This is a genomic window from Pseudomonas sp. UBA6699 (genome assembly GCF_002454615.1).
Taxonomy (GTDB): domain Bacteria; phylum Pseudomonadota; class Gammaproteobacteria; order Pseudomonadales; family Pseudomonadaceae; genus Aquipseudomonas; species Aquipseudomonas juntendi.
Window position 1 is genome coordinate 56,815 of sequence record NZ_DKJF01000032.1, and the last position, 10,773, is coordinate 67,587.

The following is a 10,773-nucleotide window of genomic DNA, read 5'->3' on the forward strand; positions in this document are numbered from 1 at the left end:
GCCCCACAACGGAACTGATGATGAAACTGTCTTTGCTGGGCCTGGCCATGGGCCTTGCCAGTCAGGCGGCCCTCGCCGCCACCTCCGCCCCGCCCCTGCAAGACAAGCAGGCCTTCATCGACCATCTGGTCAGCCAGATGACCGAAGCCGAGAAAATCGGCCAACTGCGCCTGATCAGCATCGGCCCGGAAATGCCGCGCGACAAGATTCGCGAGGAAATCGCCGCTGGCCGCATTGGCGGTACCTTCAATTCCCGCACCGCGCCGGAAAACCGGCCGATGCAGGATGCGGCCATGCGCAGCCGCCTGAAGATCCCGATGTTCTTCGCCTACGACACCGTCCACGGCGAGCGCACGATCTTCCCGATCGGCCTGGGCATGGCCGCCACCTGGGACATGGACGCGGTGGCCAAAGTGGGCCGCACCGCCGCCATCGAAGCCTCGGCCGACGCCCTGGACATGACCTTCGCCCCCATGGTCGATATTGCCCGCGACCCCCGCTGGGGCCGCACCAGTGAAGGTTTCGGCGAGGATACCTACCTGACCTCGAAGATCGGCCAGGTCATGGTGCGCTCGTTCCAGGGCAGCAGCCCGGCCAACCCCGACAGCATCATGGCCATCGTCAAGCACTTTGCGTTGTACGGTGCAGTAGAGGGCGGGCGCGACTACAACACGGTCGATATGAGCCTGCCGAAAATGTACAACGATTACTTGCCGCCCTACCGCGCCGCACTCGATGCCGGTGCCGGGGGCGTCATGGTGGCGCTGAACTCGATCAACGGTGTGCCGGCCACCTCCAACACCTGGCTGATGAACGACCTGCTGCGCAAGGAGTGGGGCTTCAAGGGGGTGACCATCAGCGACCACGGCGCCATCCAGGAACTGATCCGCCATGGCGTCGCCCGCGATGGCCGCGAAGCCGCCAAGCTGGCTATCAAGGCCGGCATCGACATGAGCATGAACGACACCCTGTACGGCCAGGAACTGCCAGGCCTGCTGAAGTCTGGCGAGGTGAGCCAGCACGAACTGGACCAGGCCGTGCGCGAAGTGTTAGGGGCCAAATACGACATGGGCCTGTTCAAGGACCCGTACGTGCGCATTGGCAAGGCCGAAACCGACCTGAAAGACTACTACGGCAGCGACCGCCTGCACCGCGAAGCCGCCCGTGACGTGGCGCGTCGCAGCCTGGTGCTGTTGGAAAACCACAACCAGACCCTGCCGCTGAAAAAAGCCGGCACCCTCGCGCTGGTCGGGCCCCTGGCCGATGCCCCGATCGACATGATGGGCAGCTGGGCCGCCGACGGCAAACCGGCGCATTCCATCACCGTGCGCGAAGGCCTGCGCCGCGCCCTGGAAGGCAAGGCCAAACTGGTCTACGCCAAAGGCTCCAACATCACCGGCGACAAGGCCATCCTCGATTACCTGAACTTCCTCAATTTCGATGCCCCGGAAATCGTCGACGACCCGCGCCCCGCTGCGGTGCTCATCGATGAAGCGGTCAAGGCAGCGCAACAAGCCGACGTGGTAGTGGCCGTGGTTGGCGAGTCCCGCGGCATGTCCCACGAGTCGTCGAGCCGCACCACCCTGGAGATTCCTGCCAGCCAGCGTGAACTGATCAAGGCCTTGAAGGCGACCGGCAAGCCACTGGTACTGGTGCTGATGAACGGCCGCCCGCTGTCGATCAGCTGGGAACGTGAACAGGCCGATGCCATTCTCGAAACCTGGTTCGCCGGTACCGAAGGCGGCAATGCCATTGCCGACGTGCTGTTCGGTGACTACAACCCGTCCGGCAAGCTGGCCATCACCTTCCCGCGCTCGGTCGGGCAGATCCCGATGTACTACAACCACACCCGTATCGGCCGGCCGTTCACGCCAGGCAAACCCGGCAACTACACCTCGCAGTACTTCGAAGAGCCCAACGGCCCGCTGTACCCGTTCGGCTACGGCCTGAGCTACAGCAGCTTCGAGCTGTCGGGCCTGACGCTGTCGGCCAACAACCTCAAGCGCGGCGACACGCTGCAAGCCAAGGTCACGGTGAAGAACACCGGCAAGCTGGCAGGCGAGACCGTGGTGCAGTTGTACCTGCAGGATGTCTCGGCATCGATGAGCCGCCCGGTCAAAGAGCTGAAGAACTTCCAGAAACTGATGCTCAAGCCCGGTGAGACGCGCACCTTGAGCTTCCGTATCAGCGAAGAAGACCTGAAGTTCTACAATGGCCAGTTGCAGCGGGTTGCCGAGCCCGGGGAATTCAATGTCCAGGTCGGGCTGGATTCCCAGGCGGTGCAGCAGCAGAGCTTTGAATTGCTGTAACTGAACGGTCGCCTGTACCGGCCCTTTCGCGGGCTTGCCCGCTCCCACAGGTACTCACACGTGGGGGCGGGCAAGCCCGCGTAGGGGGCCAGCCCCGATGCCCCAATGATCCGGATCCGCGCCATGCCCTTTTCCTTTCGCGCCCTGCGGCTGGGGCTGATTACCCTGCTGATCCTGCTAGGCACTGCCCTCAGTGCCGGTTGGGCGATGCACCAGGCCAAGCGCCAGGCCATGGAAAACGACGCACAACGTGCCCACCAGCAACTGGGCTTGTACGCCAATACCCTGCATACGCTGATCGACCGCTACCGGGCCCTGCCGGCCGTGCTGGCGCTCGACCCGGAACTGATCGACGCCCTGCGCGGCCCGGTCAGCGAGACGGTGCAAGGCGCCCTGAACCGCAAGCTCGAACGTATCAACGGTGCGGCCAACTCTTCGACCCTCGAACTGCTCGACCACACCGGCCTGGCCGTGGCAGCCAGCAACTGGCGGCTACCCAGCACCTACGTCGGCTCCAACTACGGCTTTCGCCCCTACTTCAAGCAAACCCGCAGCCAGGGTACGGGCCGCTTCTATGCCGTTGGCGTGACCAGCGGGGTACCGGGGTACTTTCTGGCCAGCGCAGTCAACGACGAACATGGCCGTTTTCTCGGCGCCATGGTGGTCAAGCTGGAGTTCCCGGAGCTGGAACGCGAATGGCGCCAGGGCAGCGATATCCTGCTGGTCAGCGATGCCCGCGGCATCACCTTCATTGCCAACCAGGACGGCTGGCGCTACCGCGAGCTGCAGCCACTGAGCGGCGCCGACCGTGCCGAACTCGCCGAAACACGCCAGTACGACAAGCAGCCGCTGGTGCCGCTGCACCATCAGGTGCTCACGCGCTTCGCTGCCAACAGCACCCTTAGCCGCGTACAAGGCCCCGACGGCAGCGCCGAGTACCTGTGGGAAAGCCTGCCGCTGGCAGGCGAGGGCTGGACCTTGCACCTGCTGCGCAAGCCGCAGGTGGCGGCAGACGGCCGCAACGCCGCACTCGGCGCTGCTGCCGTATGGCTGAGCCTGGTGTTCGCGGCGTTGTTCATCAGCCAGCGCCTACGCCTGGCACGGCTGCGCCAGCGCAGCCGGGAAGAGCTCAAGCGCCAAGTCGAGGAACGTACCCGCGAGCTGCGTACCGCCCAGGAGGGCCTGGTGCAATCCGCCAAACTGGCCGCGCTGGGCCAGATGTCGGCGGCCATGGCCCACGAAATCAACCAACCGCTGACAACCCAGCGCATGCAACTGGAAACCGTGCGCCTGCTGCTCGACAATGGCCGGCCTGCCGAAGCGCGGCAGGCACTCGAGCCGCTGGAGCAGATGCTCACGCGCATGGCCGCGCTCACCAGTCACCTCAAGACCTTCGCCCGTAACAGCCCGATGGGCTTGCGCGAGCGCCTGGACCTGGCCACCGTGGTCGATCAGGCACTGCACCTGCTGGAAACGCGTATCCGCAGCGAAGAGGTCGAGGTCGCGCTGTACCTCGCACGCCCGGCCTGGGTACGGGGCGATGCCATCCGCCTGGAACAGGTGCTGATCAACCTGTTGCGCAACGCCCTCGATGCCATGGCCGACAAACGCTACAAGCGCCTGGAAATACGCATCGAAGCCGATGGCCAACGCTGGCGCCTGAGTGTGCTCGACTCCGGTGGCGGCATAGCCGAGGCCGACCTGGCCAAGGTCTTCGACCCCTTCTTCACCACCAAGCCCGTGGGCGAAGGGCTGGGCCTTGGCCTGGCGATCTCCTACGGTATCGTCCATGAGGTCGGCGGCCAGCTGCAGGCCGAGAACCTGTCTGGCGGTGCGCGCCTGAGCCTTACCCTGCCCCAAGACCTGGAGCCTGCATGTTGAATTCAGTGATCGTTATCGATGACGAAGCCAGTATCCGCACAGCGGTCGAGCAATGGCTGAGCCTGTCGGGCTTCAACGTGCAGCTGTTTGCCCGCGCCGAAGACTGCCTGAGCCAGCTGCCGAAGCACTTCCCGGGTGTGATCATCAGCGATGTGCGCATGCCCGGCATGGGTGGCCTGCAGCTGCTCGAACGCCTGCAGGCGGACGACCCCGATCTGCCAGTGATCCTGCTGACCGGCCACGGCGATGTCCCCATGGCCGTGGAGGCCATGCGCAACGGGGCCTACGACTTCCTGGAAAAACCCTTCACCCCGCAACATCTGCTGGGCAGCCTGCGGCGGGCTCTGGAAAAACGCCAGTTGGTGCTTGAGAACCGCCGCCTGCACGAGCAGGCCGACTTCAAGTCACGCCTGGAAGGCACGCTGCTGGGCATGTCCCAGGGCCTGCAACTGCTGCGGCGGCAGGTGCTGGACCTGGCCAGCCTGCCGGTCAATGTGCTGATCCGCGGTGAGACAGGCAGCGGCAAAGAACGTGTAGCCCGCTGCCTCCACGATTTCGGGCCACGCGCGGCCAAGCCATTCGTGGCGCTCAATTGCGCGGCCATTCCTGAGGCATTGTTCGAGGCCGAGCTGTTCGGCCATGAGAGCGGCGCCTTCACCGGAGCCCAGGGCAAGCGCGTCGGCAAGCTGGAATATGCCAACGGCGGCACGGTGTTTCTCGATGAAATCGAAAGCATGCCGCTGGCCCAGCAGGCCAAACTGCTGCGGGTGATCCAGGAGCAGAAGCTCGAGCGCCTGGGAGCGAACCAGAGTATCAACGTTGACCTGCGCATCATCGCCGCAACCAAGCCCGACTTGCTGGAGGAGGCCCGTGCCGGGCGCTTCCGTGAAGACCTTGCCTACCGCCTGAACGTTGCCGAGTTGCGCCTGGCGCCTTTGCGCGAACGGCGCGAAGACATTCCGCTGCTGTTCGACCACTTCGCCCGCGCTGCTGCCGACCGGCTTGGCCGCACTGCGCCGCCGCTGTCGGGCGCGCAACTGGCACAACTGCTGGCGCATGACTGGCCGGGTAACGTGCGCGAGCTGGCCAATGCGGCAGAGCGGCACGCATTGGGCCTGGGTTCACCGAGTACCGAGGTGGCCCCTGCCGGGCAATCGCTGAGCGAGCAGATGGAAGCGTTCGAGGCCCAGTGCCTGCGTGCAGCGTTGCGCCAGCATGGGGGCGCGATCAGTGCGGTGATGGAGGCGTTGCAACTGCCGCGGCGAACGCTGAACGAAAAAATGCAGCGGCACGGGTTGTCGCGGGACGATTTTACCGGCCAGTGATAAGCGGAATTCCGCCTATCACTGGCCGGCGATAGGCAGAATTCCGCCCATGCACAGCACTTTCAGGGCCTGGCTCGCCGGCGCGTGGCCGGCGAAGTGCCCGCAAAGCGGCCTATTGCCCCGGTTTGGGTCGGCCCGCCCCGGTTTGGCACACCTTCTGCAAATGCTCGTGTCAGCTGCGCCCAGGCGCGCTTCACAACAACAACGAGAAGGTATCCCTGATGGATAACGCCACCTCCCTGCCCGCTGGGGCGGCCGCTGCGCCTGCCGCAGAAAAAACTACCGCCAGCCGCCTGAAGTCGATCTTCAGCGGGTCCATCGGCAACATGGTCGAATGGTACGACTGGTACGTCTACGCCGCATTCTCGCTGTATTTCGCCAAGGCCTTCTTCCCGGCCGGCGACTCCACTGCACAACTGCTCAACACCGCCGCGATTTTCGCCGTTGGCTTTTTGATGCGCCCGATCGGCGGCTGGCTGATGGGCCTTTACGCCGACCGCAAAGGCCGCAAGGCCGCGCTGATGGCCTCGGTACTGCTGATGTGCGCCGGCTCGCTGGTCATTGCCCTGACGCCTGGCTATGAAACCATCGGCTTCGCCGCACCGGTCCTGCTGGTCATCGCCCGCCTGATGCAGGGCCTGTCGGTGGGTGGCGAATACGGCACCTCGGCGACCTACCTCAGCGAAATGGCCAGCAAGGACCGCCGCGGCTTCTTCTCCAGCTTCCAGTACGTGACCCTCATCTCCGGCCAGCTCATCGCCCTGGCAGTGCTGATCGTCCTGCAACAGACCCTGACTACCGAGCAGCTGTATGCCTGGGGCTGGCGCGTACCCTTCGTGATCGGTGCGCTGTGCGCCGTGGTCGCGCTGTACCTGCGCCGTGGCATGGAAGAAACCGCCTCGTTCACCAAGAAGGAAAAAGCCAAGGAAAGCCTGATGCGCACCCTGCTGCGCCACCCCAAGGAACTGATGACCGTGGTTGGCCTGACCATGGGCGGTACCCTGGCCTTCTACACCTACACCACCTACATGCAGAAGTACCTGGTCAATACCGTGGGCATGAGCATCAGCGACTCGACCACGATCTCGGCCGCCACGTTGTTCCTGTTCATGTGCCTGCAGCCTGTGATCGGTAGCCTGTCCGACAAGATCGGCCGGCGCCCGATCCTGATCGCCTTCGGTGTACTGGGCACCCTGTTCACCGTGCCGATCCTCAGCACCCTGCATACCATCCAGACCTGGTGGGGGGCGTTCTTCCTGATCATGGCAGCGCTGATCATCGTCAGTGGCTACACCTCGATCAACGCGGTGGTCAAAGCTGAACTGTTCCCGACCGAAATCCGCGCCCTTGGCGTGGGCCTGCCCTACGCACTGACCGTTTCGATCTTCGGCGGCACCGCCGAGTACGTGGCGCTGTGGTTCAAGAGCGCGGGCATGGAAAGCGGCTTCTATTGGTACGTCACCGCCTGTATCGCCTGCTCGCTGCTGGTATACGCGACGATGAAGGACACCAAACAGCACTCACGTATCACCACAGAGTGACGCGGTAAGGCCGTTCTGCAAGGGCGCCCAACGTGCAGGGCGCCTTTTTTATGCCCCCTAATGCCCCATGAGCCGATTAGCTGAGCTATTCGGCTCATGGGATGGGTATGAAAGGCCGTTTGCTGGGCAAGCGTGAAAGCATTGACCCGTTACCGCATCAACATTCAGGACATTTCCAGCGCCTGACGCGGTTCACGACGCTGGTACCAGCCGGCCATCAGTACCAGTACCAGCAGCACGCCACCCAGCACGGCCGATGAACCGACCGTGCCGAAGTCCAGCCCGCCCTTCGCATGAGGTTTGGTCAGGAAGTCGCCCAGAGCGGTACCCAAGCTCAGCGGCAGGATGCCGATCAGCAGGGCCGTACCGGTGGCATAGACCATGCCCAGGGTAGGGTCCATGAAGTCGGACATCGCGGTGCCGACGGTGCTGGTGGGCTGAAAAATAGGTTGGTAAGCGATGAAAAAACGTTCATCGGTGATCTGCATCAGGTGTTCTTCTTAATCACCTATTAATTGCCACCCTTCAGCCTTCACGAGCTGACTGATGAAGGGTGCATGCACCAACCCGTGCCCGGCCAGGCAAACGCCTATACGACGGTTACAGCACCCTTAAATATCGAATAAGTCGATTATTTAGTGCATATATTTGCGCTTTTTAATCAGCATATTGGGCGTAATATTTAAGTCACGGAAACAAACAACCCACAAAACCCTGGAGCAATGACCATGAAAAACAAACTGATCCTCACCCTGGCCCTGTCGGTTTTCGCTACTGGCGCCTTTGCCGAAGATGGTTTCGACCGGACCAATGCCCACACCTTTGCCGCAGCCCAGACCCAGTCGGCCAGCTACGCTGAAGACGGCTTCGATCGTACTGGCGGCCAACGCTTCGCCGAAGACGGTTTCGACCGCACCGGCGGCCAACGCTTTGCCGAAGACGGCTTCGACCGCACCGGTGGCCAACGCTTCGCTGAAGACGGCTTCGATCGCACCGGCGGCCAACGCTTTGCTGAAGACGGCTTCGACCGCACCAACGCCAACCGCATCAGCTGATCCCTGCTGCGAGCGCCCAGCCCGGCTTTTGCCGGGCTTGATCATTTGCAGGCAAGCAAAGGCTTGGCACACTAGGCTTCTTGTCTACCAGGAGGTAGGGCCAGTAAGCCCAGCACAATGTATTACTACGAACCCGCCAAAGGCCACGGCCTGCCCCACGACCCCTTCAACGCCATCGTCGGCCCTCGTCCTATCGGCTGGATCTCTTCGCAAGACCGCGAGGGACGCTTGAACCTGGCGCCCTACAGCTTCTTCAATGCCTTCAACTACATCCCGCCAATCATCGGTTTCTGCAGTGTCGGGCGCAAAGACAGCCTGAACAATATCGAGCAGACCGGTGAGTTCGTCTGGAACCTGGCCACGCGATCGCTGGCCGAGCAGATGAACCAGAGCTGTGCGCCGGTGGCTGCCGAGGTCAGTGAATTCGAGTTGAGCGGCCTCACCGCCACACCGTCAAGCCTGGTCAAGGTGCCGCGCGTGGGCGAAACCCCGGTCGCGTTCGAGTGCAAGGTCAGCCAGATCGTCCAGCTCAAGCGGGCCGACCAGGCGCTGGTACCCAGCTGGCTGATTCTTGGGGAAGTGGTGGCCGTGCACATTGCCGACCACCTGCTGAAGAACGGTATTTACGATACCGCGGCAGCCGAACCTATCTTGCGCGGTGGTGGCCCGGCGGACTATTTCGAGCTGGGCAACCTGTTCAAGATGGCCCGCCCGCCGGCCTGATCACCAGACCAGCTCACCCTCAGCGCTAACGCCTTGCAGGCGCTGCAGTTCGGCCGTGGCCGCTTCGTCGGCGGCCACGGCGCCCTTGAATACCTGGCCGTCGAGCACCTTGTGAAAACGCGGCGCGCCGCCCATACCCAGGGCTTTGACTGCGATGGCCGCGTGATAGCCACCACCTTCGGCCGGCACCATCGCCGACACCGCTTCGAACTGCGGGAATTCCCTACGTGCCATGTTGCTCTCTGCCTGCTTGATCATGGCCCGGCATGTTAACCCAAACCCCAGCCAGCGCGCGCGCTGTGGGAGGGGCCATGCCGTCAGTCGAATGTATGCAAGTCCAGGCTGCTGACCACCTGCGCCTGCACCAGCTCACCGAACACCTCCAGCGTGGGCGACGCAAAATAGCCACTCATGGCCTGTTGGTCCTGCCAACTGCCGCTGAGCAGCCACAGGTCAGCGTCGGCCTGCGAACGCTGTACGCTGAAACTCAGGCAACCCGGCGCACGCAGCGACGGTTCGAGCAGGTCACGCAGGCGCGCGCCAAGCTCCGCCGAGCGCCCGCTGCTGGCACGAATGAACGCAAGATGGGTGACCGGTTGTTTTAGGGCCATTGCACAATCTCCTTGAAGCAAGCGGACGAAAAAGCCAGGCTGCCAAGGTTAGGAGTTCGCCCGCGCAACCCGTTAGGCCAATACTGCCCGCCGCTTGCCTGATCCTGCGGCGCGGCAGGATCAGGCAAGCGACGTGCAGCTTTCGACTAGCGTCGGCCGTTGCCCAAACCTATGCTGCGACCGTCAGCAGAGGAAAGCATCATGACCATCGCCACGCCCACCGATCCGACCCTGGAACTGCAGCGCCTGGAGCTGGCCGAGCTGATTACCCGCCATGCCGGCGAGCCCCACGGCCCGGCGTCGGCCATCGCGGATCTGTACCTGGTGCGCTACACCGAGAATGTGCGCTCGGTCCCCACCCTGGCGCAACCGGCCTTGTGCATCCTTGCACAAGGCAGCAAAAGCCTGTTTCTGGGTGACGAGCAGTATGCCTACGATCCACTGCACTACATGGTGGTTTCGGTCACCCTGCCGTTGAGCGGCGTGCGGCTCGATGCCAGCCCCGAGCACCCCAGCCTGGGTTTGCGCATGGACCTGGACCCGGCCGAGATCAGCCAGTTGATCGCCGAAAGCGGCCCGATGCTGGTGCCCAACAAGCCATCGGGCCGTGGCCTGTACGTGGATAAAACCGATGCGGCGTTGCTCGACGCCCTGTTGCGGTTGCTGCGCCTGCTGGATAGCCCACGCGACATCTCCATGCTGGCGCCATTGGTCCGCCGTGAGATCCTCTACCGCCTGTTGCGTGGGCCGCAGGGTTATCGGCTGTACGAAATCGCCTTGGCGAACAGCCAGACCCACCGGGTTTGCCAGGCCATCGCCTGGCTCAACAACCACTACCAACAGCCACTGCGTATCGGGGACCTGGCCCGTGAGGTCAACCTCAGCACCTCGACCTTGCACCACCGCTTCAAGGCGGTGACCTCGATGAGCCCGTTGCAGTACCAGAAGCAACTGCGCCTGCAGGAGGCACGGCGGTTGATGCTCAACGACGGGCTCGAGGCGGCGGTGGCGGCCTACCGGGTGGGCTATGAAAGCCCTTCGCAGTTCAGCCGCGAGTACAGCCGGCTGTACGGCGCGCCGCCCATTCGGGATGTGGCTCGGTTGCGGGCCAATGCTGGCTGAAGTTCAAGGTGGCTGTACCGGCCCCATCGCTGGCAAGCCAGCTCCCACAGGGATCGCCTTAGGGCTGACAGGTGTTTGCCACAAGGTATGGCAGCGCCTGTTAGAGCGAGCGCAGCTCGCGATTGCGCCGCGGGGGCGGCGCTCGATCTCACAGCCGCTGCAGATGCAGCGGCGGAAGCTGCCATAAGCAAACGGGTCAGTTTATC

Annotated in this window: 10 protein-coding genes; 7 read left to right on the forward strand and 3 right to left on the reverse strand. The window is 63.5% G+C overall.

The window, feature by feature from the left end; all coding sequences use genetic code 11:
* Positions 1-17: 17 nt before the first annotated feature.
* The 4 genes from bglX to B3361_RS07025 all read left to right on the forward strand — a co-directional run bounded on the left by bglX (position 18) and on the right by B3361_RS07025 (position 7,056).
* The gene (gene bglX / locus B3361_RS07010; protein ID WP_054905628.1) at positions 18-2,309 is read left to right on the forward strand and encodes a beta-glucosidase BglX; all 2,292 of its coding nucleotides are present in this window, start codon (positions 18-20) and stop codon (positions 2,307-2,309) included.
* A 123-nt stretch (positions 2,310-2,432) separates the two neighbouring features.
* Complete coding sequence (locus B3361_RS07015; protein ID WP_054905629.1) at positions 2,433-4,190, forward strand: sensor histidine kinase; 1,758 nt, start codon at positions 2,433-2,435, stop codon at positions 4,188-4,190.
* On the forward strand, positions 4,184-5,515 hold the full coding sequence (locus B3361_RS07020) for a sigma-54-dependent transcriptional regulator (RefSeq protein WP_054905630.1): 1,332 nt from the start codon (positions 4,184-4,186) through the stop codon (positions 5,513-5,515). Before B3361_RS07015 ends, B3361_RS07020 begins: the two co-directional genes overlap by 7 nt.
* Before the next feature lie 221 nt (positions 5,516-5,736).
* Positions 5,737-7,056, forward strand: a complete 1,320-nt coding sequence (locus B3361_RS07025; RefSeq protein WP_154211092.1) for an MFS transporter — start codon at positions 5,737-5,739, stop codon at positions 7,054-7,056.
* Between the two features lie 164 nt (positions 7,057-7,220).
* Here B3361_RS07025 and B3361_RS07030 read toward each other — a convergent pair whose 3' ends face one another.
* A complete protein-coding gene (locus tag B3361_RS07030) occupies positions 7,221-7,544 on the reverse strand; it encodes a hypothetical protein (RefSeq protein WP_054905631.1) in 324 nt (107 codons plus the stop codon).
* A gap of 240 nt (positions 7,545-7,784) precedes the next feature.
* On the opposite strand from B3361_RS07030, the gene B3361_RS07035 reads away from it, so the two are divergent.
* The gene (locus B3361_RS07035; RefSeq protein WP_054905632.1) at positions 7,785-8,111 is read left to right on the forward strand and encodes a hypothetical protein; all 327 of its coding nucleotides are present in this window, start codon (positions 7,785-7,787) and stop codon (positions 8,109-8,111) included.
* A gap of 117 nt (positions 8,112-8,228) precedes the next feature.
* Positions 8,229-8,834 (forward strand): flavin reductase family protein, encoded by a 606-nt coding sequence (locus B3361_RS07040; RefSeq protein ID WP_009683089.1) that lies wholly within the window; start codon positions 8,229-8,231, stop codon positions 8,832-8,834.
* On the opposite strand, the gene B3361_RS07045 is transcribed toward B3361_RS07040, so the two are convergent.
* Both B3361_RS07045 and B3361_RS07050 read right to left on the reverse strand, forming a co-directional pair.
* Positions 8,835-9,092: a hypothetical protein gene (locus tag B3361_RS07045; RefSeq protein ID WP_009683090.1), complete on the reverse strand. Its 258-nt coding sequence runs from the start codon at positions 9,090-9,092 to the stop codon at positions 8,835-8,837.
* Positions 9,093-9,151: 59 nt separating this feature from the next.
* The gene (locus tag B3361_RS07050) at positions 9,152-9,445 is read right to left on the reverse strand and encodes a putative quinol monooxygenase (protein WP_054905633.1); all 294 of its coding nucleotides are present in this window, start codon (positions 9,443-9,445) and stop codon (positions 9,152-9,154) included.
* A 201-nt stretch (positions 9,446-9,646) separates the two neighbouring features.
* Here B3361_RS07050 and B3361_RS07055 point away from each other — a divergent pair, with 201 nt between their 5' ends.
* Positions 9,647-10,567 carry an AraC family transcriptional regulator gene (locus B3361_RS07055; protein WP_054905634.1) on the forward strand — a complete coding sequence of 307 codons (921 nt, stop codon included), beginning with the start codon at positions 9,647-9,649 and terminating at the stop codon, positions 10,565-10,567.
* Positions 10,568-10,773 lie beyond the last annotated feature (206 nt).